The sequence below is a fragment of the Bradyrhizobium sp. CCBAU 53340 genome (assembly GCF_015291645.1).
GTDB lineage: Bacteria > Pseudomonadota > Alphaproteobacteria > Rhizobiales > Xanthobacteraceae > Bradyrhizobium.
Map to the genome: position 1 here is coordinate 761,584 of NZ_CP030056.1, position 25,391 is coordinate 786,974.

The window sequence follows — 25,391 nt, forward strand, 5'->3', positions numbered from 1 at the left end:
CCGCGCTGCCGGCAGGGCCAGTTTCCGAGATATTCTATTGAATGTAAAAAAAATATCTGTCAACGTAAAAAGAATACGGAGGGGCTGAGGGCATAGGGCCGAAGCTTCTGTGCTTCATCGTTGACAACCGCGCCTCACCTACCCGTCCCTGCAGCGCAGGTTTCGCCAGTCGAGGGAATCGAATGAATAAATTTGGAAGTGAGGTCGCAGCAGGGAAACAAAGGAATGAAGAAGCATCTGAGCTCGGGAACTTGCCGACCTTGCATGTGTCAAAAGGGATCGCGAGAATTCAATTGAACCGGTCTCGGCAGCACAATCGGTTCGAGCCAACAGACATCGAGACTTTCTCTGAAATCGTCGCGACTTTGGCTCGGCAGTCGAGCGTGCGAGTACTAATGATAACGGCTCAAGGTCCAAGTTTTAGTTCAGGATTTGACCTGGATACATTGTCGAGTGATCGTGCGGCGGCATGTACAGCCCTGTTCGCCGCGATGTGCGATCTTGTCGAAGAATGCCCCTTTCCTACTATATGCGGCCTGAATGGAAACATTTACGGAGGCGCTACTGACCTCGCGCTTGCATGTGATTTTCGTATCGGAACGCGGGGATGTCTCTTGCAAATGTCTCCTTCTCGCCTCGGTATTCAGTACTACTATTCTGGTTTACGACGTTACGTGGAGCGGCTTGGCCTGTCGCAAACGAAACGCCTTTTTCTAACAGGCGAGCAAGTTGACAGCATCACGTTGTTACAGATGGGTTATCTTACCGAGGTGTGTACTTCGGATGCGCTTGAAGCGCGATTAGAGCATTTTGCCGGGATGCTCGCCCAGCGTTCGCCGGCTTCTCTCCGGGGCCTGAAGACGTCGCTCAATTCAATTCGTCGAGGCACTGCTGACCCGGTCGAGATCAATGCGAAGTTTTTCGAAAGCCTAACATCACCTGATGCCCGAGAGGGCCTAAAAGCGTGGTGTGAGCGCCGGCCTCCTTCATTTGCAGACGTGTGAGGCCAAGGCTCTTCGCACAGCAAAAATAAACTGCCTAAGCCTTGCCTCGTCCTCCGATCGGTTGGCTTTTGCGCGGCGGCGATCAGGGTGAGACTCCGCATTGTCTCGCCCTAATTGTTACCAAATGCTGAGCCGTTGCCTCACGTAAATTGCTCCCTTGGATCGGGAGCGAGCGGGGGCGAAGATGGGGTGGCTAAGCATGGCAACGCGGAAGGAACTGACGGCGGCAGCAGGCGCGCGCTATCGGCGTTCGGATCGCGCGAAGAAGACGCGGATATTGGACGAGTTCGTCGACATCACCGGATTCCATCGCAAGCAGGCGATGCGACTACTTCGAGGTGAGGAAGACGCGCGCCCAAGCCGAAGGGCGCGACGTCGAATGTATAATGAGGTAGAACACAACGCGCTCGTGCTCCTTTGGGAGGCGTCAGACCGGATCTGCGGGAAGCGGCTGAAGGCGTTAATGCCTGCGTTGATTGAGGCGATGGAACGGCATGGCCACCTCGACCTTACCCCCGAGATCCGCGACAAACTTTTGGCAATGAGCGCTGCGACGATCGACCGCGCATTGGTGGGGGTCCGAGAAGGATTAGGTCGCAAGCGTCGGCGGCTGTCAAGCGACGTCCGGATTTGACCCCGCAACGACATGAGGAAGCGACCCCCTTGTTGTTTGCAGGACTGAAGCAAGCCGCTCGCGAAGCGCGCCCTTCATAGCGCTGTAGCGAGCGAGCGGCTTGCGTCACGACTTCTTCTCCGATTTGGCTTCTGGTACAGCGGGCTTCTGCAGAAGTCCGCTGCGGCGCTTCTCCTTCAAGCGATAGCTGTCGCCGCGGATCGTGATTACGTGACTGTGGTGCAGCAGACGATCAAGGATCGCGGTGGCGACCACGGGGTCGCTGAAGACCGAGCCCCACTCGCCGACGCTGCGGTTGCTGGTCAGCAGGATCGCGCCTCTCTCGTAACGACGGCTAACGAGCTGGAAGAACAGATGCGCGGCATCGGGTTCAAAGGGCAGATACCCGAGCTCGTCGATGATCAGGAGCTTTGGCTTGGCAAATTGCGCGAGTCGCTCCTCGAGCCGGCCTTCGCTGTGACCTTTGGCAAGCTGCGCAACGACAGTCGTGGCTGCGACGAACTGAACGGAATGCCCAGCCAGGATCGCTTCGCGCCCAAGCGCGACCGCAAGGTGCGTCTTGCCAACGCCAGGTGGCCCAAGGAGCAGCACGTTCTCGCCATTGGCGATCCAGCGGGCGCTCGCAAGCTCGCGTATCTGCTTCGGATCCAGCGAGGGCTGGGCCGAGAAGTCGAAGCCCGACAGATCGCGAACGAACGGGAAGCGAGCAAGTTTGAGCGTCATCTCGATGCGCCGCTCATCCTTGCGGGCGATCTCGCGCTCGCACAGCAGCACCAGAGTCTCGCGTAGGCTCAGCTCTTGTCGACCGGCCTCATCCAACAACCCATCCAGTTGGTCGCGGACAGCCGTCAGCTTCAGGCGCGTCAGCATATCGCTCAGGCGGTCGGGGACAATGGCTCGCATCAGAAGCCCCCTCCCACAATCGCTTCGTACTCGCCGAGTGGCCGCAGCAGCGTCGGCGACGGCGGCGCGACAGGCGATAACGCGAGCTCGCCAGCACGGCTCGGTTTAAAGCCAGTCAGGCCCTCAAAGTGTTTAGGGTCAACGACGCGACGGCGCCGACCGACACAGATCGGATGAGCGGCCACCTCATGGATCCCGTGGTGGATGCGCACCACGCCATCGGCGATCGTCGCTCTCACCGTCTCGCCGATCAGCCGCCATGGCACAGAGTAGGCGTTGCCATCGATCTCGACCGCGCAGTCGGCCTGCACGCGCCGGATCAGTTCACGTGCGGCCTGGAAGGGCGGCCTCCCAGCGATGGGCTTCAGCGCGTGCGCCTCAGCGCGCCTGAAGCGCTCAATTGGTGCTTCGCCAGTCGTGCCATGCTGGCGTAGGTCGGCGATCTCCCGCGTCCAAGCTTCAAGATGCGCCTCAAAGGCTTCCCAGCTCGGGAAGGTGCGGCCGGCGACCGCGTTCCGTTTGACGTAGCCGACGCCATTCTCGGTCTTACCCTTGGTGCGGGCTCGATATGGCGCGCAGGCCCGTGGCCGGAACCCCCAGTGCTTGGCAAACGCGGTCAGCTTGTCATTGAACACGACGGTGCGCATCGCGGCATCGTGCTCCACGACCAACGCACGCGCATTATCGAACAGTACCTCCTCGGGCACGCCACCGAACTTCACGAAGGAGCTTTCCAGGCCATCGAACCAGCTCTCTTGCCGTTCGTTGCGGAATGCTCTGACATGGTGCCGGCGCGAGTAGCCCAACGTGGCGACGAACAGGTAGGCGCGAACCTTGCTGCCACCGATCTCGACCAGCCGCTCGCCAAAATCGATCTGCAGCTGTTTGCCGGGCGGTGTCTCGAACCGCACCGTCGCGCGCGCCTCGGCCGCAAGCTCCTGGCGATAGCGCTGTACCGCCCGCTCGACCGTGCGCAGGCTGACGATGATGCCTTTCTCGGCTGCCAGCTCCTGGCGAATCACATCGGCATTGCCGTGGTGCTGCCGCAGGCGCTCCTTGAGCCAGGTCTCCTGGCCATCGAGCGCCTTTTTGCGCTGCGGCTGCCGATAGGGTGTCCAGCCGCCGGCCGCCACGTAGTCCTTCACCGTGTTGCGACTAATCCCGAGCTCCCGGGCAATCCGTTTGCTACCCCACCCCAGCTCGTTGAGCCGGAGTATCGCCGAAACCTCGTCCGGCTCCAGCATGGCCTCCCTCCGCGGATCTTTGAACCGCAGAGGACCTGAACTGAGTCGCTGCATAAAAACCCCCGTTCTGACCGTGTCGCGAGGGGGGCAATTCCTCGTGTCGTCAGGGGGTCAATTTTCCATGTCGCCCGACAGCGGCACGCGACGCATTCCCTGCGTCGCAGGGCTCCAATAAGGACGTCGGCAGATTGGAATGATCCGGCGCCCGGATTCGTCGAGGCCGACCTTGTCGCGCATAGCGGTCCATCTGCGCGCGGCAGCTTCATCCAGACCCTCGTGCTCACCGGCATTGCTACCGGCTGGACGGAGTGCGCTCCTCTGATCGTGCGCGAACAAACGCTGTTGAGCACGGTGCTGACGGAATTGCGCAAACAATTGCCTTTTGCGCTGCTCGGCTTCGATACTGACAATGATACCGTGTTCATGAACGAGACGCTGAAAGCCTACTGCGAGGCGGCCAACATCGTCTTCACGCGTTGCCGGCCCTACCGAAAAAATGACCAGGCGTTCGTCGAGCAGAAGAACGGCGCCGTCGTGCGCAGGATAGTCGGCTATCGTCGGTTCGAGGGCGCCTGGAAGCGGCCAAGCTGCTGGCTGAACTCTATCGATCGGCGCGGCTGTTCGTGAACTTCTTCCAACCCTCGTTCAAATTGATAGCCAAGCAGCGCGACGGTGCCCGTGTACGCAAGACATACAGCGCGCCGGCTACACCACACCAGCGCCTGGCAGCGGACGCCCGCACGCCTGACGCTGTCCGCCATCATCTCCAAGAAATCTATGCCGCCCTCGATCCAGTCGCGTTGTTGCGCGACATCCGCGACGTGCAGGAGCGCCTCGCGGTCCTCGGGGACACCCAACCAATCGGCCATCCTGCTGCGGCATCGCAATCGATCGATCGCTTCCTGGCAAGCCTGCGCACGGCCTGGAAGGACGGAGCTATGCGACCGACGGATCGGCCACTCGTGAAGGCGGAGAGAGGCCGACGTCGTCCCGACCCGCACATCCGAGCAACGCCAGAGTTGCGAAAATGGTTTGAAACCGAGCCTTGGCGGACTGGCAGCGAACTGCTCTCGCGCTTGCAGGAGGAATATCCTGGAGCCTATCCGAACAAGCTTCTTCGAACGCTTCAACGTCGGCTGAAATCCTGGCGCAGCGAGCAAGCGAACGCGCTGCTGTTCGCTCCTAGCGAGAAAATGCCGCCAGGGTACGAGGTCACAACACTCCAATGACGTGCGAGGTACCAGCGGAGGAGGCCGGGCGCTCCGAAACCCCGGCCATCTCCGCACCCGGTCTCCTCCTCAACTCAAGCCAGGAGCAAAATAAATGAGGCAACCGATCGCACCCGGGAGCATCAGTACATGAGGCAATACGCGCTCTCATCCTGATTGGCGCGCTATAGGCTTTGTCAGTCCTAGATCAAGTGGCTCCGAAGGCGTCGCATGGATGAACAATCTGGCGTGTCTGTTGAGCGGCTCGTGCATTCTAAACAGAAACACGTGACTGAGCTGCTGCCGGTTTGATGGACACCCGGTCAAGCTAATCCCACCTTACGCCCGAACTCAACCGGGCTGAGATAGCCGATGGTCGAGTGCCTGCGCGTCGTGTTGTAAAATCGTTCGATGTAGTCGAACACATCGGCGCGTGCCTCGTCTCTGGTTCGATAAATCTTGTTGGCCGTACGCTCGGTCTTGCGCGAGGAGAAGAAGCTTTCCATCGCCGCGTTGTCCCAGACGTTGCCGGAGCGGCTCATGCTGCAAACGATGCCGTTGTCGGCCATCAGGCGCTGGAACTGCTCGCTTGTGTACTGGGCGGATTCAAGCGGTCGTCGCAACACCTGAACGAAGGAGGTTGCGATGGGATTCGAAAGCGACGATCACACCGTTCTGGACGGGCGCCGTTGCCGTCACGGGGACGACCGCCGGTAGCGGGGCGATCTGCACTCCAGCGATTTTGGTTGGGGATCGCGCAGGGGATGACCAGCGAGGATGCTGCATTGGCGGCTGGTATGTCGCAGCCTGTCGGAACCAGATTGTTCCGACGCGGGCGGCATGGCACCAGCGATGTTCAGTACTTCGACCAAGCCGCCGTCCGGGCGGTACCTCTCGTTTGCGGAACGTGAGGAGATTGCACTTCTTCGCGTTCAGGGCCTTTCGAGCCGCGAGATCGGGCGCCGACTTAGCCGATCCGTCTCGACTATCTCCCGTGAGCTACGACGCAATGCCGCGACGAGCAGCGGCGGCCTGGAGTATCGTGCGTCGACAGCCCAATGGCACGCCGAGCGATCGGCCCGTCGACCCAAACCGAGCAAGCTTGCGCTCAACACAACCTTGCGCACTTATGGGGAGCAGCGCTGGCTGGCGTCGTCACGACCCTGAGTGGCGCTGCCGTTCCTGGTCCCGCCGTTCCGTGGAAGGGCCGCCCGCCCGCGCAAGGATCGGCGATGGGCCAGGGCTTGGAGCCCAGAGCAGATTGCCCGACGCTTGCCGATCGACTTCCCGGACGACAAGACGATGCGCATCAGCCACGAAGCCATCTATCAAGCCCTCTTCGTTCAGGGGCGGGGAGCGCTACGCCGCGAACTGTCGGCCTGCTTGCGAACGGGGCGCGTGTTGCGGGTACCCAGGGCGCGCGTACGCAGGCGAGACAGGAGCTCTGTCTCGCCGGAGATCATGATCAGTCAACGCCCCGCCGAAGCGGCCGATCGCGCGGTGCCGGGTCACTGGGAGGGAGACCTCATCCTTGGTCTTGGCAGCTCGGCGATCGGCACGCTGGTTGAGCGTACGACGCGCTTCACGATGTTGCTGCATCTTCCCCGGCTTGCGGGGCATGGCGAAGCTCCGCGCATGAAGAATGGGCCTACTCTCGCAGGGCACGGAGCTGAAGCGGTGCGCGACGCGATTACGCGCACCATCATCAGCTTGCCCGAAGAGCTGCGTCGTTCGCTGACCTGGGATCAGGGAGCTGAAATGGCTCAGCACGATCGTCTTAAGATCGACGCGGGTGTCCAAATCTACTTCTGCGATCCGCACAGCCCATGGCAGCGTGGCACCAACGAGAACACAAATGGGCTGCTGCGTCAGTACTTCCCGAAAGGCACCGACCTTATCGTCCACGGCGCCGACGAGATCGCCGCTGTGGCCGCGGCCCTCAATGCTCGACCGAGAAAAACCCTGGGTTGGAAAACGCCGGCAGAGGCCCTTGACGAGTTGCTATCGTGAGTGAACACAATTGGTATTGCGACGACCGCTTGAATCCGCCTTGGCTGCCCCGGTCGGAGTGATGCAACAGCGCATCCGGCTTGCCGCGTCGCCAGACGACCATCAACAATGCGTCCGTCACGAGCTGTGCGGTCATGGCGGCACTCATCGACCAGCCCACCACGCGGCGCGAGAACAGGTCGATCACCGCTGCGACATAGAGCCAGCCTTCGGCCGTCCAGAGATAGATGAAGTCGGCGATCCATTTCTGGTTGGGACGCTCGGCGGCGAACTGCCGGTCAAGGAGGTTCGCCGGTACGGTCTCGAGCTGTCGATCGCCGCTGTCCTTCGGCAAGCGCCGACGTCGCGGCCGCGCCCGCAAGCCTTGCAGCCGCATCAGCCGCTCAATCCGGTGCAGGCCACAATCCGCCCCTTCGGCGAGCAGGTCGCGCCACACTCGGCGTGCGCCATAGGTGCGGTCGCTGGCGGCGAAGCTGGCCTTGACCTTGCCGCCGAGCTCCTCGTCGCTGCGGGATCTGGCGCTGGGCGAACGATTCAGCCAAGCATGGAAGCCCGACCGCGACACCCCCAGCGCATCGCATAGCCATGCCACCGGCCAGATCGTCCGGTGCTTCGCAACGAAGGGGAACTTCATGTCGCTTCCTTCGCGAAGTAGGCTGCGGCCTTCCTAAGAAACAGCCGGATTGGCGTCGCCCGGGATGGCCTGCAACACGAAGCCTAGCGATTTCGCCCGGCGCTGTAGGTTGGCGAGGACGCGGCTACGATATTGCTGCTCATATTGGTCGGCGCCAGGATCCTTGTAGCTCATGCCGTGCCGGAGTGTGTTGTAGAATAAAACCGCAATCTTGCGAGCCGTCGCCGTCACCGCCTTCGATTTACCCGCACGTGCTGACAACCGGCGATAGAATGCTCCCAGCGCTGTCTCGCTCCGCCCCACGGTTGTGGCTGCCAAACGCAACAACGCAGCTGCGCGACTTGAAGATCTCCGTGTGCGCGAAGACAGCACCTTGCCGCCGGAGATCTTGTTGCCGGGTGCGAGGCAGAGCCAGGAAGTGAAGTGTTTGGCGCTCGGCCATGCCGTTAGATCGATACCGCACTCGCCAATGAGCTTCAATGCGAGCGACGGACCCAACCCGTGGATCTCAGTCAAATCGACGCCCCGCACTCTGTACAGTGCGGTCCTGACATCGAAGGTGGGGGTGTTGACCTGCTTGGTCTTTACGCGCGGCTTGGCTAGGTTTCCGACCGGTCTTGCTCCTTTGGTGTTCAATGCACTGATCAGGACTTCGAGCTTGCGATCACAGTCGAGCATCTTTGCCTGATAAACGTCGTAGAGCTCCAGTGATTGAGCTAACGCGAAAACATGTTCGTGGCGGTCATTGCCTACGAGCGCTGCGCGGATCGTCTCGATCGATGAGTGGCAGCGCACGTCCCGATAGGTTGCCGGGACGTCGGGATTGCGTTCGCCTGCAACAATGGCTCGGATAATCCGCATGCCGGTCGCGCCGGTGATATCCGACACAACATGATGGAGCTGCAGGTTCATCTCCATCAGAGCCTTTTGCATATGTTGGATATGGGCGGCAGCATATTCCACGAGCCGCTCGCGCTGGCGTAGATAGGCTCGCAACGTTGCGATCTCGGCATCGGTCGGAAGCTGCCCCGTAACAGGCCATAGGAGTGGAGCTGGCGTAACCAAGCGGCATCGCTGAGATCGGTTTTACGGCCAGGTACATTCTTGGCGTACCGCGCGTTGACCAGAATGACCTCAAACCCGCGCTGTTCTAGGATCTCGTAGACTGGGATCCAATAGACCCCAGTGGATTCCATCGCGACACTGGTCACGCCGCACATCTTGAACCAGTCCGCCAGTTCATGCAGGTCTTGCGTGAATGTGCCGAATGCACGCACTGGCTTGTCGGTGCAGGCCGGGTTTACCGCGGCCATGTGCATCTTTGATCCGATATCGATAGCGGCCGGGCTGAGGTTGACCAGCTTTAGGTCCGGGCCGCGGTCGGTTGTCCTGTTAGGCATCGCAACTCCTCCGTCCGATGATGGGCTGGAGGGTCAGGGCTATGCCAATTTGTCATCTTCCTAATCGGGATCGCCGTCGAAACGGCGTCACCACTCTCAAGTCCGCATGCGCCCATGGACCACGTTTTTTAACGGGGACAGTGCCTCCAATAAGCTGACGGCCGCTACCCTCCGAGCTAAAGGATAGCACAAGGCTGTTTCTATCCCGCGCAGGCGCGCCACGACGCTGGACAGTTATTTAGGATATCCCGCTCGGCCTTCAGCTTGGCGACCTCACGGCGCAGCCGCTCGATCTCCTGCTGCTCCGGCTTCATCTGCCCGTGACCGGGAAAGGCCTGCACCGGGTCGGAGCCGAACTTGCTGATTCCAATGATCTCGCCGGGGTGTACCGATTTGATCTCGCCCAGGATTGAACGAACCCGCTACGCGGCAGTAGGGGGCAAACCTGCTGAACTGAGGTGTCCTGTCTGAGAGGATGTTGGTCTTCGCACCACCCCTCTCAAGACAGGAGACCCAGATGGCTACGATGAGCCCTCTTCGGCAGCGCATGATCGAGGACATGACGGTCCGCAATCTGTCGCCGTCGACTCAACAATCCTATATCTATGCGATCGCAAAGTTTAGCCGCCATTTCGGCTATGCCCCGGACCGGTTGAGTTTCGAGCAGGTCCGCGCCTACCAACTACATCTCATCGGCCAAAAGCGCTCGTGGTCCCACATCAATCAGGTGGCCTGCGCGCTGCGGTTCTTCTACGGCGTCACACTCGGGCAGACGGAGGCATTCGAGCGGATCATTGGTGGCCAGAAGCCCGACAAGCTCCCGCTCGTGCTTAGTGCCGAAGAGATCGAGCGCTTCCTGGACGCGGTTACAGGGGTGCGCAATCGCGTCGTGCTGGCGACGGCTTATGCGGCTGGCTTACGGGTTAGTGAAGTCGTCCGCCTGAAGGTGAGCTCGATCGACAGCAAGCGAATGTTGATCCACATCGAGAACGGTAAGGGCGGCAGGGATCGTTACGCGATGCTTTCTCCGCGACTGCTGGAGATTCTGCGTACGTACTGGATGCGAGCCCGACCGGGGCTGTGGCTATTTCCAGGCCAAGACCCAAGTGAACATGTCAGCGTCCGCTGCGTCCAGGCGGCCTGCCGCGCCGCCCGCCGCCGCGCTCGGCTTGCCAAGCCGATTACTGTCCATACGCTCCGGCACTCGTTTGCGACCCATCTCCTGGAAAGCGGGATCGACATTCGCATCATTCAAGTTCTGCTCGGACATGCCGACCTGGGATCGACCGCGCGCTACGCTCAGGTTGCGACCAACCTGCTCGCCCGCACGACCAGCCCATTCGATGGACTCTCCGTCAGGGTGATCCCACCCGACTGAGCTGCGCATATGCGCCCCGTGCTCGAGGTGGCGGACATCCTCCGCCGCCACGGCGGCGCCTTCCGTGCCGCGCAGGGTCCTCGGCTGTCCTCCGATCAGCGCCGTGTGATGGCGGCCATCGAGGCGTGTCGCACAGCGACGCTCGGCGGCCACGTCGAGCGGTGCGACGACTGCGGCCTGGTCCGCGTCGCCTATAACAGCTGTCGCGATCGGCACTGTCCAAAGTGCCAAGCGCTCGCGCGCGCCCAATGGCTCGCCGAGCGCCAGGCCGACCTGCTGCCGGTCCCCTATTTCCATGTCGTCTTCACCGTGCCGGCGCCGGTGGCCGCCATCGCGCTGCAGAACAAGACGGCGGTCTACGACATCCTGCTCAAGGCAGCAGCCGAGACGATCCGTCTCATCAGCGCCGACCCGAAGCATCTCGGTGCCGAGACCGGGATGATCGCCATTCTCCATACCTGGGGCCAGACCCTGACGCATCATCCGCATGCCCATTGCCTCGTGCCAGGCGGCGGGATCGCCCCTGATGGAAGCTGGGTTCATTGTCGCCCCGGCTTCTTCCTTCCCGTTCGCGTCCTGTCACGATTGTATCGTCGGCTGTTCCTGGAGCGCCTGCAGGCGGCGTTCAATGGCACCAAGCTCCAGTTCTTCGGCCATCTCGCGCACCTCGTCGAGCCAGCGGCATTCGCCCGCCATCTAACCGCCCTCCGCAAGGTCGAGTGGGTCGTCTACGCCAAGCGTCCCTTCGGCGGACCAGAACAGGTTCTGGCCTATCTCGGGCGCTACACCCATCGCGTTGCAATCGCCAACGGCCGGCTCCTTACCTGTGACCAGGGCCACGTCCGCTTCCGGTGGAAGGATTATCGCGCTGGCAACAGATCCAAAGTGATGACGCTCGACACTGAGGAGTTCCTTCGTCGCTTTCTGCTCCACGTATTGCCGAAGGGGTTTCGCCGCATCCGTCATTTTGGCTTCCTGGCGAACGCCTGCCGCGTCGCCAAACTCGCGCGCATCCGAGCGGCGCTAAAGGCGCCAGAGCCGCCTCCGCCTGCCGAAGCTGTCGACTATCGTGAGCGCTGCGCCATCCTCATTGGTCACCGCCTCGACTTGTGCCCCATCTGCGGAGGCCGCATGGTCGAGATTGGGCCTGTGCCGCGTGCGCAAACGCCGCGACGCGCAGCACCTCGCTGCGATACATCATGACCGACTACCTCGACTTGTTCGCTCCCACTGCAGGCATCGCCATGCCGACGTTCTCCGTCGGAACGATCAAGCACGCTCACAACGCGCGGCGAACGGGCGATAGTCAGCCGCTTGGGCTTGACGCGCCGTTCGACGCTATCGACGCCGGCATCCTCTGCTGCCAATATCAACGGCAATCTGCGGCCACACTCGCTCGCGGGCCCGACATCGGGTCAATCGCGCCTACCGGCGCCTAGATCGAGCCCCCATAGGTCCTCGCTCACAAGACGCGGCTTCGTTCAATCCAGCTTCAAATAGGTCCCGCGCTGGACTTGCGGCGAGATCTGCGACGCGGGACCTATTTGAACCCTCCAGTATTCCGAGATGATCTCGCCCACCATTCCGATTTGATGTCGCCCGGGGCGCGAGGCGTTCTGGCTGTCTGGTTTCTGGCATCGGCGAAGCCGCGTGGTCAATCTTGAATCGCGGCTCGACGGGCGGGTTTTTCTGTTGTTCCTGCTGTGGGCATGTGGGCAACGCTCTTGCGTTGTCCAAGCGTAGCGGCATGTCCACAGCGCCACAGGCTCAGGCCTTTCGGTCAGGTTTGCGGGTTCGCCGCATGCTTTCGCCGTTCAGATCGATCCGGTGGGCGTTATGGACCAGGCGGTCGAGGACGGCGTCGGCGTAGGTGGGATCACCAAACACAACAGAGTGCCCCTATTTTGGAACGGGTCGTGTCTCACGTCACGATCACTGACCCGCATCATTTTCTTTTTGGGCACCGGCTTGAGGTGCTGAAGGAGCGGTCGGGGGCGGTCCCGCCTACGTCGTTGTCGCGCTGCCGGACGGCCGGCCGCGGGCAGTTCGGATCGCGTCGACGGATCTTGTCGAGACGCCGATCACGCCTCGCCCGAACGCCGCCGATCTGCCGCGCATCAGTGCCCGTACGCTGATCCCATTGATGCAACATTTGAGCGCGAGTCTGAGCCTTCTCGACGAGAAGGTGATTCGCGATGACCCACCGACCGCTTCCAGGTCGCGTTGCGTATCGACCCCTGCCGATATTGGCAAATCCACCCCGCCGTCCGACGGCCGACATTCCGCGCCTGTGGCCGAATCTGTCGACCGCGACGCAAACCCAGATCGCTCAAATCCTCGCCACGCTGCTGCGGCGAATGCAAGCGGTTCCCGGCACGGCCGGAAGGAGACTGGGTCGTGCTGATCAGCTCGACCGTCGCTGACGAGCGGCTCACGACCGCACACCGAGCCAAGTTGGCCTACGTCTACGTGCGGCAGTCATCCGTGAACCAGGTGCGCCAGCACCAGGAGAGCACCGAGCTGCAGTACCGCCTCGTCGATCGGGCCATCGGTCTGGGCTGGCCGCCGGAGCGCGTCCAGGTCATTGACGAGGATCTGGGCAAGTCCGGAGCTGGCGCTGTGGATCGTCATGGTTTCCAGAAGCTCATTGCCGAGATCGGCCTTGGCAACGCCGGCCTTGTGGTGAGCCTCGACGCTTCTCGCTTGGCCCGTCGTCTGGCAGACCGCCACAACCAGCGAGCATCACGTACAACGGCGCGTTCATACCTACCGCAACTACATTGACATTGATCGGTTGCGGCGACGGATCGTCGAGTTGAATGCTGAACATAAAATGGATGCCGAGATCGCGGCAATCCTCAATCAGGAAGGCTTTGTCGCGGCCCGAGGCTGCGCTTTCAAAGGCGAGAACGTCCGGCTGTTGCGCACCCGCTGGGGCATTCCCACGGTCAAAATCAACGGCGTAGACAAGAATCCGATGCGCTGGCCCGACGGCAGCTTCTCGATTCAGGGCGCAGCGGCTGAGCTTGGAGTAACCCCGCAGACGGTATTCGACTATCTCGCGCGCGGAATGCTGGCAGGTCGTCAGTTAACCAAAGGCCAGCCATGGCAGATCGAGCTCTCAGACGAACAAATCAGTCAGCTTCGCAATCGAGTACAACACACCAAGCGTTCGAAGGAGGAGGCATCATGAAGTCATCGGCTCGCCGATCAGCGCGTGCCATTGATCGATCGGGAGCTGGCTGGTGACGATGGTGGAGCCGCGGCCGTAGCGGTCCTCGAGGATCTCCAGGAGGTCGTGGCGGGCCGCGGCGTCAAGCGGCTCGAGGCCCCAGTCGTCGTATGTGGACGGCCTCTGATGGCAAGCACAATTTGGCACTTCGAACGACTTGGACGGCTGCGATCGTATGTCCGGCGTTTAGCGCGGATCATATCTCCGCTGGCCCTGATGAAGTCCGACAACCAAGGGGTCACATCAAGGATGCGAGCTTTGAGGCTCACACGACTGGTCGGGTTTTCCTGGTTTTCGGTGGCGACCGTTGTCTTTCATCATGCCTTTCTTGCACTTACCAAGCTTATAACTCTTCGATGCGGCTGTCCGACACTCAAAGTTTGGCGAACATCTCGGTGCGGAAGCATTCTCCGGTTTTCATCATTGCCCAGATGATCCGAGCAAGCTTGTTGGCGAGGGCGACGGTCACAAGCCGCGCCGGCTTTTTTAGCCAAAAGCCCGACAATCCAGTCGCGCAAGCCGCCGCGGCGTTTTTCCACAACGTTTAGAAGCGATGTTGCTCCGAGAACGAGTAACTTCCTTATATATCGATTACCCGCCTTGGTGATGGTTCCGAGAGTTGGTTTACCCCCGCTTGAAATTTGCCTGGGCGTCAGACCCAGCCAGGCAGCAAAATCCCGTCCCGAATTGAATACGCTTGGGTCTGGTACACTGGCTGTAATTACCGAGGCAACAAGCTTGCCAACGCCGGAAATTTCTCCGAGCGAACGGCTCGTCTCGCTGAGCGCGTGAGCCTTGGCGATCTCCCTCTCCAAATCATCGAGTGCGCCTCCGAGCGCATCAATTTGCTGACCGAGAACCCTCGCGGCCAGGACAGCGGCGTCGGGAAGAGTCGCATCGCCTTCTGCGAGGCCTAAAGGCTCGTCGACGCGGCCGGTGCCCTTGGCGACGACAAGACCGAATTCGGCCAAATGGCCGCGTAGAGCGTTCACGCTCATCGTTCGCTGTTTGACCAGCAGCTCGCGCGTCTTGTGCCACATCAGGGTCGCTTGCTGATCAGCGCTCTTGATCGGCACAAAACGCATGGCAGGGCGCGAGACCGCTTCACAGATGGCTTCCGCATCGACGGCATCGTTCTTACCTCGCTTGACATAGGGTTTTGTGTAGGCCGGCGGCATCAGAGACACATCGTGTCCCATGGCCTTCAGTTCGCGCGCCCTATAGTGGGCTGAGCCGCAAGCCTCCATGCCAACGCGGCACGGCTCGATCCTCGAGAAGAACTCGCGCATCGTCCGGCGCGTCAGCTTGCGCTTTACGGCTGGTGCATCCTCACTAGACAGCGCATTAATCTGAAAATAGTTCTTGGCGAGATCAACGCCTATTCTAATAAACTTCATCTCGGACGGTCCCCCTTCTTTGTGGCGCTCTGGCGACCACGCCTTGGCACTATGATGCCGTTGAGGTGAGGCCGTCCACACCATCAAAGATGAGGAGATCGACGCGGCCAAGCGCGCGCAGCAGGCGGGAGTGGCGGCCGTCGCCGCGCGCCAAAGCGAGATCGCTAAACAGCCGTGGGACGCGCTGATAAAGCACGGAGCGATTGTCGCGGCAGGCCTTGTTGCCGAGCGCTGAGGCGAGCCAGCTCTTACCGACGCCGGAGGGCCCGCAGATCAAAAGGTGGCGTGGTCGTCGATCCATTGCCCTTCGACCAGCATCGTCAGCAGGCTGCGGTCGAGGCCGCGCGGGGTGCGATAGTCGATGTCCTCGACGCAGGCCTCCTGGCGCAGCTTGGCGTATTGCAGCCGCTTCGACAGCCGCTTGTCGCGTCGCAGCGACGCTTCGCGTTCGAGCAGGAGCGCGAGCCATTCGGCGTGGCCGAGGCTTGCGGCCTCGCCGCCGGCTTCGATGTCGGCGAAGGCGCCTTCGCCATGCCATGCAGGCCGAGCGTGTAGAGTTGATCGAGGGGCGGATGCGTGAGCAAGGCGTGATCTCCTAGTTGTAGTAGCGCGGCCCGCGGTTGTTGGGATGGAGGATCGGCGCGTCGTCCGCGGGCCGCTTGGGTGAAGGCCGCCGATCGAGATTGTTGGCGAGGATCGATTTGACTGAGCCGTAGGTGCGCGCCGATGTGCGAAAGCCCTGCTCGGGGTGCGTGCGTTCATCGAGGATCAGGTCGCACAGCGCGGCGGTGGCCGGCCCGATCGCGGCGGCCTCCTTGCGGATGCGCTCGATGGTCCAGCCGGCGTAGCGCCGATGACTGGACGCCATGTGTTCCGGCACGGTGGTGTGCTTGTGGTTGCCGCTCATGCGCTGATGCGCGGCGATCCGCTCGCCCTTGTGGAATATCTCCACGGTGCGGGCGGTGAAGCGCACCTCGACCTCGGCGCGGACGAAGCGATGCGGGACGCTGTAGTAATGCGCCTCGACCTCGACGTGGTAGTCGATGCTGGCCCGGCAGATCCGCCACTCGGCGAACACGTAAGGGCTCTCCGGCAAGACCCTGAGTGCCGGCCGGTCGATCTCCTCCAGCAGCTTGCGGCGGGTCACGCCGAGCCGCCGGATCGGTCGCTCCTCGTTGAGCCGGGTCATTAACTCGGCGATCGCCGCGTTGACCTCGGCGAGGCTGTGGAAGGTCCGATGGCGCAGCCGTCCGAGCAGCCAGCGCTCGACCATGAGGACCGCCTGCTCGACCTTGGCCTTGTCCCGTGGCCGCCGTGGGCCTGGCCGGCAGAATGGCGGTGCCGTATTGCGCCGCCATGTCGGCGTAGCTGCGGTTGATCTGCGGATCGTACAGGCAGGCCTTGATCACGGCGACCTTGGTGTTGTCCGGCACCAGCAGTGCCGGCACGCCGCCGATCGCCTCGAAGGCGCCGACGTGGCCATCGATCCAGTCGGCGAGCCCCTGCGTCCAGGTCGCCTGCGCGCAGGTGAAGCTCGATGCGCCGAGCACCGCGACGAAGATCTGCGCGGTGCGCCGCTCGCCGGTAAACCGGTCGATCACCACCGGCACGCCGTCGCCCGCATAATCGACGAACAGCTTGTCGCCGGCTGCATGCGACTGGCGCATCGTCGCCGACAGCCGGCCTTCCCAGGCCCGGTAGAGCTCGCAGAACCGCGAATAGCGATACCCGCCGGGTTCGCCCGCGATGTACTCCTCCCACAGGATCGACAGCGTCACGTGCGTGCGCCGGAGCTCGCGGTGCACCGCCGCCCAGTCCGGCTCCGCCTGCCGGCGATGGCCACGCCGGGTGCCGAGACCGGCTCCCGCGCTGGCGAACAACCGGGCTTCCAGCACAGCGTCGGTGATGCCGTCGGGCAATGGCCAGGTCAGCCCCGCCGCTTCAAACCGGCGGATCGTCAACCGCACCGTCGAAGGCACCGTCCCCAACCGCCGCGCAATCTCGCGGGTCGGCATCCCAGCCGACTTCAATCTGATCACATCGCGCACATGGCGCATCGCAAGCCTCTCCGTCGGCATCCAGGTCCCCCTTCGCAACGAAAGGCGGGACCGTATCGGAGCCAGAAGAGGCCTCGTCACCCCGGGTTCGCTCTTGCGATACCCCGGGCGACATCATCCCGGAATGGTGGGCGACATCAAGCGGAATCAGCAGCCGAACTCCTTGACCCATTTGCGCAGAACGTTCTCATGAACGTCCAGGTCGCGGCCGGCTTGTGCCACCGACACCCCGCGTTTCCGGACCAGCTTGACCGCCTAGATCTTGAACTTGCGACTAAACTTCCGTCTCTTCATCGCCCACCTCCGGCTTCATGAAACACCTAATCTCGGTGTCCATCAAACCGGCAGCAGCTCAGACTGAGGGAGCGTGCCACGCGCCGTCGGCGGCTTGGCAATGATGATTGTTTGGTGCAATTCACGCTTGATAGCGCCGTCAGGCAACAGCTTTGGCCAATGTCAACGGCGCGTCAGTCCTGCGAGCGCCGGCTCGGATGTACAGGTTGTCTTCCAATTGTCGCTGAAGTCAACCCACGCTGAGCTTGTCCATATGCTTAAATTGAACTCCGCGCGGCAAGGAGTCTCAAGAGTGCGCGATCACGTTCACCTTCTAATTCGGAAATCGATCTGCCATCCGCCTCTGCATGGACGCCAGCGACCAGACGGGTACAGACATCGGGAGTAAGCTGTGGCTGACCTAGCGTGGCCCATCGGCGTTCCTGGCTAGGCCCGAGATGTCGCAGGTAATGCTCAATTCCCCCAGGACCCCCACCAAGGTGGTAGGCCATATGTGCACCGACCACTGACCAGCGCAGCCCAGGTCCATGCACGAGCGCCGCGTCGACAGCGGCGACATCAGCAATATTCTCGGCGACTAAGTTGACCGCTTCACGCCAGAGTGCTGAAGCAAGCCGGTTGGCGATGTGCCCTACTACGTCGCGGGCTAAAAGAACTGGCTCGCGGCCGAGCCCGCGAAAGAACGACACAGCCGTCGTCCGAAGATCAGCATCGGCCCCATAAATCTCCACTAGCGGCATGATGTGTGGAGGATTGAAGGGATGAGCAGTAATGAATCGCGAGGTTCGTTTTAGGCTGGTGGCAAGCTGTGACCAAGTTAGAGAGGATGTACTGCTTGCGAGTACCGTATCGGGATGGGCTGCCGCCTCAACGCGGCCGTAGAGCTCTCCTTTTAACTCGAGCACTTCGGGTGCGTTTTCCTGAACCCAAAAGGCGTCGGAAACCGCCTGTTCCGGTGTCTCGACAAGGCGAAAGGAACCAAGGCCTGATTCAAGTTCCGAGGGACGAAAAACCTGCTTCTGACATCGAGAAATCGCTTCTTGCAACAGGGACTGCGATTTTGGCGCTGGATCCCAGCCGACGACGTCATAACCATAGGCAGTGAATAGCGCCGACCAGCTTTGGCCTATAAGCCCGCAGCCGAGAACCGCGATTGTGCCATTCATGTTGCGAGCCCCAGATCGATCGGCGTACTGCCGAGTAGCCCCAAACTATCTTCAAGCAGTTTAGCACCGGCCAATAACTGCCCGTCGGCTCGAGGGGGAGCGACCATTTGCAAGCCTACCGGAAGGCCGGAACTCGTGAAACCGCAGGGCAGAGACATCGCGGGGCAACAGACGAGGGTGATTGCAAAAGCGATGGCAACCCAATCCACGTAATTCTCAAATTGTCTGCCGTCGCACTCCATGACGTGGCTGTTGGCCACGGGGAAAGGCTCTACGATTGTTGCCGGCGTCAAGAGAAGATCGTACTTCTCGAAAAACTTAAGTACGCGCACCACCATGGCAACTCGCTGCTCCTCGGCGCGTTCGAGTTGCTCGATAGAAAGCTTCAGCCCTTCTTCGATGTTCCAAACGACGTCCGGCTTGAGCAGATCGCGATGGCTTCGAAGTAGAGCAGCTTTGCTAATAGCGAAATCGAATGCGCGGAGAACGTGGAAGCACTCTTGAGCTTCTCGAAGATCGGGGTGAGCTTCTTCGACGATTACACCAAGTTCGACGAAGCGCGCTGCAGCGCCGCGGGTAATTTCCACAATTTGAGGATCCACGGGTGTAATGCCCAGATCGGCCGAATAGGCAACCCGTCTTGGTCTCTTTGCCGTGCGCGTGGTCGTCAGGAACGATTCTGCGGGTGCCGGCAAGGACAGTGGATCGGCAGGATGCTCACCACTCATTGCGTCCAACAGGAGCGCAACGTCCTCGACATTGCGCGCCATTGGTCCGTGTATGCCGAGGTTGCGGTCGATTTTAGATTTGGGAGTTCGGGCCACTCGGCCCAAGCTCGGCCGAAGACCCACTACACCGCAAAAGCTCGCCGGATTTCGGAGTGAGCCCCCCATGTCAGAGCCATGCGCAACCCAAGCCATGCCGGCGGCGATCGCAACCGCGGCACCTCCGGACGAGCCAGCAGCAGAGCGAGCTGGATTCCACGGATTGAGCGTTGCTCCGAAGAGTTCATTGACCGTGTTGGCCCCCGCTCCGAACTCGGGGGTGTTCGATCTTGCATAAACAACACCACCATTCTGCTCGATGCGCTCGACCAAGATGTCCGACGTCTCAGCTATTTTGTTCCTGAAGATCGGGGAGCCCTGTGTGTTGCGAGTGCCGGCAACGTCAATCAGATCTTTGATGGGAACGGGAAGACCGGCCAGCAGCCCACGTGCGCCGGTAGGTCGCTCCATCAGCGTACGAGCATGTGTGCGCGCGCGATCAAAACAAAGGATGGGCAGCGCGTTAAGCTTGCCGTCGACTTGCCCGATCCGCTGCTCCAGCGCGTCCAGCAGCTCCAGGGGGCTTACTTCGCCATTCCGCAATTTTTCGACAACACTGCAGGCGGTCTGCCTGATCAATTCATGCACTTCAGAACCCCGTCTCTTGCCGTCGTCCCCTTAGTTGGCGATCGAGAGCAATGATCGCAAAAGTGTAGGCATTTTCGAAAGGCCGCTTCGACGACGCATAGAAAAGTCTCCAACTGGACGGCGAGCAGAACGCTGGGCGGCGCTTGACGCGCACGGCCCCGTCTGCCTACGAAAAATTATCTCTTAGCTTTTCCTCAGCCCCGCCTCGCCTGCCGTAGAGAACGTAGGACCACTTTGGGAGTAAATCCGCGAAGAATCCCGGCGTACGCGCATTTATCCTGCCAAATTCTGCGATGAGCGCAGGACTGCGGCCTCTAAGTGTAGTTGCGTGTGTGGAAGATGACCGCCAAACTATCAGGGCTTGTCGTCCTTGCGCTCTTTGGCGGTTCTCGCCTACAGAACCGCCCAGAACAGTGATGTCGGTTGCGCCGTGTCGAAAGTGGACGTGAGCTGAATAGGTGCAGCTCGATCGCTGGTCGGTTAACAGTGTGACGTCGCGAGACTTTCGAACAACTTGCCTTTACGCAGCAAAGGGACTCGTAACGTCGCTCATCTTCTCTACCGAATCGTATGCGAATGAGCACGCACCGTATCTTCCAAAATTTTCTCAATCTGCTGATCAACGCGAACCACGCTGATGGCTTTAGCGACGCCTTGGCGGTCACCGGACGCGCACTTGAGCTGCCATGTTTGGCTTATCTGGCCTGGCCGAAGAGACGGGGTGAGAACGCCCTCGTGATTTCCACGTATCCCGCCAATTGGGTTGCGCATTATGTGCGCAGTCACTATGAGCGCCTCGACCCCATTATCGAGCGTGCGCTGGAGACCACGGAGCCCTTTAGCTGGGACCACAGGGAACCTCATAGATTGATTTCTCGGGCGCAGCGAAGCTTGCTCGACGAAGCTGCTCAGTGTGGGATCCGATTGGGATTCACCGTTCCAATCCACAACGGCGCCTCCATGGCCGCCTTGACGTTTGCCACCGACCAGAATGACCGAGCATTTCAATTGAGCATAGAGCGCCGCTCGGAGGTCCTCCAGTTCATGGCCATTTCTTTCGACCGGCGCGTGCGGCAAAAGCTTTCTCATGAACTGATGATCGCTAACGTTGAACTCTCACGTCGCGAAATGGAGTGCCTCGACTGGGTCGCAAAGGGCAAGACCACATGGGAGATTGGGCAGATCCTGCAGATATCGCCAAATACCGTGAAGTCCTATTTGAATAATGCAAAGAACAAGCTGGGCGTGAGGACATTGGCCGAAGCGACTTCACGACTTGGCGCTGCTAAGGCAGTTAGGCAAGATTAGGGCCGCGCCGCCCCTCTAGTTGTACGTGGTGCCATTTGCACCCGGCTCTCCCATATAGTCGAAATCCGGACAGGAGGGGTCATGATTCAACTGATTGCCGAACCATTTCACGGCGCGTTCTCCCAAACGCTAGCGGCCATGCACAGGCTGCGGCATCGCGTCTTCAAGCAAAGATTAGATTGGAGCGTTCACAGTTCCGGCGAGATGGAGACCGACGAGTTTGACGCGCTAGGTCCGGTATATCTCGTCCAAACGTCGGTCGAGGGACTGGTGCAGGGGTCGGTTCGCCTTTTGCCGACAACCGGCCCGACGATGATCCGCGACACCTTTTCTGTGCTCCTGGGAAAGTGCCCTGCCCCATCGGATCCTCATGTGTGGGAGAGCAGCCGCTTTGCAGTTGATCTTCCTTCAGATGCTCCGAAGGCGGCACACGGGCTTGCGAGGGCAACTTACGAACTCTTCGCGGGCATGATTGAGTTTGGTCTGTCTCGACAGCTCACGAGCATCGTCACAGTCACCGACGTCCGGATGGAGCGAATTCTGAGGCGCGCAGGATGGCCGCTTCGCCGGATTGCATCGCCTTGTGAAATTGGAAACACGCTTGCTGTCGCCGGCCACCTGGAAATCACGCTCAATGCTTTGGACAGGATACGTGCGGCCGGTGGACTCGCCGGCCCAGTTCTCTGGACTCCAGTCCTGTCGCACGCCGCCTGACTGCCGGCTCGCTGCCCGCAGAACTCATCCGACTTAAATCGCCGCACCTTGATTTGTAAATGCCTCCAATCGACCACCTTGCCTGTCAGACACAGCGACCAATATCCAATCCAATAAGTTTACAACATCTGCGCGTTGCTGTGACAGTCAATGAAGCGGGCAGCATTCGGAGCGCAGCCAGGGTGCTGGGTGTCGAACACTCGGCCATCAGTCGGGCGATCGGACGATTGGAATGCCTGGTTGGTACCCGCTTGTTCGAGCGATCGAGATACGGGATGAATCCAACAGCCTCTGGTACGACATTCCTGAGGACGGCAAAGCTTATCATCGAGCAGGTCGATTCATTATCGAAGGCGACAGTCTTGACCCTGTCCAAGCGGGCGGATCACCTGGCTATCGGCTTCTGCCCATTCGTCTCCGCAGGACGAATAACACCTGCGATCGCCGAGTTTCAAAGCCGTTATCCGGAAATCAAGGTCGCCGTCCTTGAACGCGTCATGCCGGAACTCCTGATCGCGCTTCAGACGGGCTCGCTCGATATCGCCATCGCGCCAGACGGTCTATCTTCCATGCTGCTCACGGCGGCCTTTCCCCTATGGCGTGAAGGTATTCTCATCGCACTCGCCAAGAATGATGAGTTAGCTCAGAACGAGTCGGTCTCCTGCGCCGATCTGCACAGTCGAACCGTTCTCGTCAGCCGCGATGATCCCGCAAGAGAAGTCGAAGACCTTCTGGTCTGCAAACTGGCGGCTCATGGAAACGGGGCCTTAATCGAAGCCTGCGACGTGAGCCGCAGCAAGCTGACCAGTCTCGTCAGCATTGGCCGCGGCGTCACGCCGTTATTGGCATCCGAAGCTCACGCCGGATTCCCAGGGGTGGTGTATCGCGAACTGCACGACGCAAGGGGACCCAGTCGGATCACAATGTCAGCTCATGTCAGAACCGGCGATGAAAGATCTGTTGTCGCCCACTTCCTAGCCCTTCTGAGAGAATGTTATTCTTCAGGAGGGGAAGAGCGGGCTTGACGTTTTGATTTCGCAAAAGCCCGGTCTGTCGCCATGAAGCGCGCCAACATCGGGCCAATGAGCTTGGCAGGTTCGACGGCCTGTCCGGTTTGCTTCGCCAGCACATCGGCATAGACGTGCAAATCCCGGTGAACATGGGCCGCGAGTTCGACCGTCATTTTGACAGGCCGATCGTCCACAAGCGCTGCAATCTTCAATTTAGGCATGCGGCTAGCCTCTATAAGGTTCAAGAATGAGATCACGGTTGACCAGGACGCGGACCGGGTAACCCGGGCGTATCGTCAAGGTCGGCTGGATATTGAGGCTACGGCGGACCACTTGTTGGCCGGCCTGGTTCAGCGAATCTGATGCACCGCGCCTGAGGGCACCAATGATTGCGCTGTTGCTATTGCTCGCATCGGAACCTGCACCCGCTTCCGAGCCAACAGCCAGGAAGGTCGACAGCGCCGCCGCCTTGAACAGCTCACCCCAATGGTTGTCAACCTGATCTTCAAGGCCGGCATAGCCTTGCGTGTCTGTCCCCGGTTGGCGCTCCAAGACGACCGAGCGGCCGTTCGGCATGATCAACCGGGTCCAAACGAGCAGCACGCGGCTCTGGCCGAAGCTCACCTGACTGTCATAGATGCCAGTCAGTCTGGCGCCCTGGGGGATGAGGAGAAAGCGCCCGGTGGGCGTATCATAAACATTCTCGCTTACCTGAGCTGTGATCATTCCAGGCAGATCGGAGCGAATGCCGGTGATCAGGGCCCCGGCGATAACCGATCCGGCCTGCACCACGTAAGGTGATGGCGCCTTCACGAGGCGGTCTGGACTGGTCGTTCGTCGATCGGTGGCCGCATTTACGAAGGCGAGCTTCCGGTCCTGAGCGTTTTGCAGTGACCCATCCTCGCTGCTGGGGATCAGGGAGGGAGCATTGGCGCCACCTGCTTGGGCTCCGCTCGACGCTGCCGTGTCCCTCACATTGGTAGAGGCGAACAGTCGGCTTACACGAGCCGCCTCTTGTTCCTGGTCACGGCGTTGCTGTTCCTGGTCGGCCGCAGCGCCTGGCGCGGCGATCTGGCCTTTGGCGGCCAGGATTGGTCTGCCGAGATCGCCGGGAAGAGGTGGACCAAGCTGGGGGACAGGAGGGGTGACCTTCGAGTAGTCCGGCGGCAACGCTGTGACGCTCTCAGCAACATTGTGACGCTCAGCCAGATAGAGCTCCTCGGAAGCGGCCTCACGCGGCCGTTGTTTCTGGAGCGCCCACGTCGCCGCCGCGGCGACCAGCGCCAGGCAGAGCGCGGATCCGGTCAGCAGCACCTTGCGAGACAAGCGGGTGACGCTCGGGTATTCGGGCCGGAGCCGAAACCCATCCTCGAGCTCACCTGTCTCCTGTTCGCCGTCCGGGGAGGTCTCATCTTCGCGGTGTTCTTCCGTCATGACGAAAACCTCCCGTCGGTGCGGACGATCCTAACCTTTTGTTGATGTTCTCCACCAAGCCGCAGTTCGGCAGCCGCAAACAGGCGGTCGACGATCAGGACGCTGCCAAAGGTGCGATAATTGACGATTTCGCTCTTACCGTCAGGCCCGAGCACAAACAGCGGCGGCATTTCGCCTTGGACGATACCTTGCGAGAACTCGATGTAGACTTTTCGGCCGTCGTCGTAGGCTGCAAGGGGGCGCCACGGCGGATTGTCCCCCTCGATCGCATACCGAAAGCGCCGTTGTGCAAGCTCTGGGAGCAGCGGAACAGGAGTCAATTGCTGCCGCTTGATCCGATCTTGCGGATAGTACCACGCGACCGATGGCATGTAGGGCTTCTCGCGCGAGCGGAGCTCGAGGAGATAGGTGCGCCGATCAGTATTGATCACGAGGTTGGTTTCGATGGAGGCGCGCGTCGGCTTGACCAGCACGTGCACCCTGCGCTCCTCGCCGCTGCCGCTTTCGGTGTCGCCGATGACCCATCGCACGGTGTCGCCGGCTGCGAGCGGGCCGGAGCCGGTCAACTGCTCCCCCTCCTCAAGAGCAATGTCGGTGATCTGTCCCGGCGCGGCATAGACCTGATAGAGCGCGCCCGGGCTATAGCTGTAGATCTGTGCGGCGTTGAAATAGCCTCTCCGCCTCGGCTCGACGCGCGCCGCACTGTTGGCGATTTCGATCCGGTTGACCGGCTCGACATCCTCCTTGGTGCCCGGCTTGCCGCCAAGCGACGGCTTCCAGGATGGAGGCACATGCAGGGGACGCGGACGATCATCCGCCGGCGCTGCCGCCACAGGCAGCGGCGGCACATCTGTGTCATAGCTGATTTCGGGTGGAATGAAGGTCGAGCAGCCGCTGAGCATGCAGCCAAGCATGACGGCTGCGGAAGTGATGCCCCTCTTCATTGGCGCTG

General features: G+C 60.9%; 16 protein-coding genes and 13 pseudogenes. 13 read left to right on the forward strand and 16 right to left on the reverse strand.

Annotated features, from left to right (window positions below):
• Positions 1 to 182 precede the first annotated feature (182 nt).
• Both XH89_RS40100 and XH89_RS40105 read left to right on the forward strand, forming a co-directional pair.
• Complete coding sequence (locus XH89_RS40100) at positions 183 to 1,004, forward strand: enoyl-CoA hydratase/isomerase family protein (protein WP_128929836.1); 822 nt, start codon at positions 183 to 185, stop codon at positions 1,002 to 1,004.
• A 184-nt stretch (positions 1,005 to 1,188) separates the two neighbouring features.
• Positions 1,189 to 1,614: pseudogene (locus XH89_RS40105) on the forward strand (ISNCY family transposase); the annotation flags it as partial.
• 129 nt (positions 1,615 to 1,743) lie between these two features.
• Here XH89_RS40105 and istB read toward each other — a convergent pair.
• Both istB and istA (XH89_RS40115) read right to left on the reverse strand, forming a co-directional pair.
• The gene (gene istB, locus XH89_RS40110; RefSeq protein ID WP_128929835.1) at positions 1,744 to 2,541 is read right to left on the reverse strand and encodes an IS21-like element helper ATPase IstB; all 798 of its coding nucleotides are present in this window, start codon (positions 2,539 to 2,541) and stop codon (positions 1,744 to 1,746) included.
• Positions 2,541 to 3,839, reverse strand: coding sequence for an IS21 family transposase (gene istA / locus XH89_RS40115; RefSeq protein WP_164934316.1), 1,299 nt, complete (start codon positions 3,837 to 3,839; stop codon positions 2,541 to 2,543). The genes istB and istA (XH89_RS40115) overlap by 1 nt, the downstream gene beginning before the upstream one ends.
• Before the next feature lie 75 nt (positions 3,840 to 3,914).
• Here istA (XH89_RS40115) and XH89_RS40120 point away from each other — a divergent pair.
• Positions 3,915 to 5,014: pseudogene (locus XH89_RS40120) on the forward strand (ISNCY family transposase); the annotation flags it as partial.
• A 302-nt stretch (positions 5,015 to 5,316) separates the two neighbouring features.
• Here the strand turns inward: XH89_RS40120 and XH89_RS40125 are convergent.
• Positions 5,317 to 5,601 (reverse strand): annotated as a pseudogene (locus tag XH89_RS40125) (IS3 family transposase); the annotation flags it as partial.
• Positions 5,602 to 5,643: 42 nt separating this feature from the next.
• On the opposite strand from XH89_RS40125, the pseudogene XH89_RS40130 reads away from it, so the two are divergent.
• Positions 5,644 to 7,003 (forward strand): annotated as a pseudogene (locus XH89_RS40130) (IS30 family transposase).
• Positions 7,004 to 7,043: 40 nt separating this feature from the next.
• On the opposite strand, the pseudogene XH89_RS40135 reads toward XH89_RS40130, so the two are convergent.
• Both XH89_RS40135 and XH89_RS40140 read right to left on the reverse strand, forming a co-directional pair.
• Positions 7,044 to 7,670: pseudogene (locus XH89_RS40135) on the reverse strand (IS3 family transposase); the annotation flags it as partial.
• Positions 7,671 to 9,037 (reverse strand): annotated as a pseudogene (locus tag XH89_RS40140) (IS110 family transposase).
• Between the two features lie 517 nt (positions 9,038 to 9,554).
• Here XH89_RS40140 and XH89_RS40145 point away from each other — a divergent pair.
• Genes XH89_RS40145 through XH89_RS40155 form a run of 3 tightly spaced genes read left to right on the forward strand, consistent with a single transcriptional unit; the run spans position 9,555 to position 11,854 of the window.
• Positions 9,555 to 10,415 carry a site-specific integrase gene (locus XH89_RS40145; protein ID WP_164935788.1) on the forward strand — a complete coding sequence of 287 codons (861 nt, stop codon included), beginning with the start codon at positions 9,555 to 9,557 and terminating at the stop codon, positions 10,413 to 10,415.
• A gap of 9 nt (positions 10,416 to 10,424) precedes the next feature.
• Complete coding sequence (locus tag XH89_RS40150; RefSeq protein WP_128929833.1) at positions 10,425 to 11,618, forward strand: IS91 family transposase; 1,194 nt, start codon at positions 10,425 to 10,427, stop codon at positions 11,616 to 11,618.
• Positions 11,615 to 11,854 carry a hypothetical protein gene (locus tag XH89_RS40155; protein ID WP_128929832.1) on the forward strand — a complete coding sequence of 80 codons (240 nt, stop codon included), beginning with the start codon at positions 11,615 to 11,617 and terminating at the stop codon, positions 11,852 to 11,854. Before XH89_RS40150 ends, XH89_RS40155 begins: the two co-directional genes overlap by 4 nt.
• 328 nt (positions 11,855 to 12,182) lie before the next feature.
• On the opposite strand, the pseudogene XH89_RS40160 reads toward XH89_RS40155, so the two are convergent.
• Positions 12,183 to 12,302 (reverse strand): annotated as a pseudogene (locus XH89_RS40160) (ATP-binding protein); the annotation flags it as partial.
• Between the two features lie 510 nt (positions 12,303 to 12,812).
• Here XH89_RS40160 and XH89_RS40165 point away from each other — a divergent pair.
• Positions 12,813 to 13,199: a recombinase family protein gene (locus tag XH89_RS40165; RefSeq protein WP_128929831.1), complete on the forward strand. Its 387-nt coding sequence runs from the start codon at positions 12,813 to 12,815 to the stop codon at positions 13,197 to 13,199.
• Between the two features lie 49 nt (positions 13,200 to 13,248).
• Complete coding sequence (locus tag XH89_RS40170; protein WP_128929830.1) at positions 13,249 to 13,608, forward strand: hypothetical protein; 360 nt, start codon at positions 13,249 to 13,251, stop codon at positions 13,606 to 13,608.
• Positions 13,609 to 13,614: 6 nt separating this feature from the next.
• Here the strand turns inward: XH89_RS40170 and XH89_RS40175 are convergent.
• The 7 genes and pseudogenes from XH89_RS40175 to XH89_RS40205 all read right to left on the reverse strand — a co-directional run.
• Positions 13,615 to 13,755, reverse strand: a pseudogene (locus XH89_RS40175) (ATP-binding protein); the annotation flags it as partial.
• Between the two features lie 265 nt (positions 13,756 to 14,020).
• Positions 14,021 to 15,044, reverse strand: a pseudogene (locus XH89_RS40180) (IS110 family transposase).
• A gap of 55 nt (positions 15,045 to 15,099) precedes the next feature.
• Positions 15,100 to 15,628, reverse strand: a pseudogene (locus XH89_RS40185) (ATP-binding protein); the annotation flags it as partial.
• 11 nt (positions 15,629 to 15,639) lie between these two features.
• Positions 15,640 to 17,101: pseudogene (gene istA, locus XH89_RS40190) on the reverse strand (IS21 family transposase).
• Between the two features lie 159 nt (positions 17,102 to 17,260).
• Positions 17,261 to 17,395 (reverse strand): annotated as a pseudogene (locus tag XH89_RS40195) (transposase); the annotation flags it as partial.
• Positions 17,396 to 17,652: 257 nt separating this feature from the next.
• The gene (locus XH89_RS40200; RefSeq protein WP_128929829.1) at positions 17,653 to 18,561 is read right to left on the reverse strand and encodes a 3-hydroxyacyl-CoA dehydrogenase NAD-binding domain-containing protein; all 909 of its coding nucleotides are present in this window, start codon (positions 18,559 to 18,561) and stop codon (positions 17,653 to 17,655) included.
• Entirely contained in the window at positions 18,558 to 19,973 is a 1,416-nt protein-coding gene (locus tag XH89_RS40205) for an amidase (protein WP_128955110.1), read from the reverse strand. The genes XH89_RS40200 and XH89_RS40205 overlap by 4 nt, the downstream gene beginning before the upstream one ends.
• Positions 19,974 to 20,549: 576 nt before the next feature.
• Here XH89_RS40205 and XH89_RS40210 point away from each other — a divergent pair.
• From XH89_RS40210 to XH89_RS40220, 4 genes and pseudogenes are all read left to right on the forward strand, one after another.
• The gene (locus tag XH89_RS40210; protein ID WP_128929827.1) at positions 20,550 to 21,281 is read left to right on the forward strand and encodes a LuxR family transcriptional regulator; all 732 of its coding nucleotides are present in this window, start codon (positions 20,550 to 20,552) and stop codon (positions 21,279 to 21,281) included.
• A gap of 81 nt (positions 21,282 to 21,362) precedes the next feature.
• Positions 21,363 to 21,995: an acyl-homoserine-lactone synthase gene (locus tag XH89_RS40215; protein ID WP_128929826.1), complete on the forward strand. Its 633-nt coding sequence runs from the start codon at positions 21,363 to 21,365 to the stop codon at positions 21,993 to 21,995.
• A 59-nt stretch (positions 21,996 to 22,054) separates the two neighbouring features.
• A pseudogene (locus tag XH89_RS42315) lies at positions 22,055 to 22,231 on the forward strand (LysR family transcriptional regulator); the annotation flags it as partial.
• Positions 22,232 to 22,270: 39 nt separating this feature from the next.
• The gene (locus XH89_RS40220; RefSeq protein WP_232995622.1) at positions 22,271 to 23,020 is read left to right on the forward strand and encodes a LysR family substrate-binding domain-containing protein; all 750 of its coding nucleotides are present in this window, start codon (positions 22,271 to 22,273) and stop codon (positions 23,018 to 23,020) included.
• Here XH89_RS40220 and XH89_RS40225 read toward each other — a convergent pair.
• From XH89_RS40225 to trbG, 3 genes are read right to left on the reverse strand one after another with little or no spacing between them, the layout of a single operon-like run.
• Positions 22,990 to 23,226, reverse strand: a complete 237-nt coding sequence (locus tag XH89_RS40225; protein ID WP_128929824.1) for a DUF2274 domain-containing protein — start codon at positions 23,224 to 23,226, stop codon at positions 22,990 to 22,992. The genes XH89_RS40220 and XH89_RS40225 overlap by 31 nt on opposite strands.
• 4 nt (positions 23,227 to 23,230) lie before the next feature.
• Complete coding sequence (locus tag XH89_RS40230; protein WP_128929823.1) at positions 23,231 to 24,439, reverse strand: TrbI/VirB10 family protein; 1,209 nt, start codon at positions 24,437 to 24,439, stop codon at positions 23,231 to 23,233.
• Positions 24,436 to 25,383, reverse strand: a complete 948-nt coding sequence (gene trbG, locus XH89_RS40235) for a P-type conjugative transfer protein TrbG (protein ID WP_128929822.1) — start codon at positions 25,381 to 25,383, stop codon at positions 24,436 to 24,438. Before trbG ends, XH89_RS40230 begins: the two co-directional genes overlap by 4 nt.
• Positions 25,384 to 25,391 lie beyond the last annotated feature (8 nt).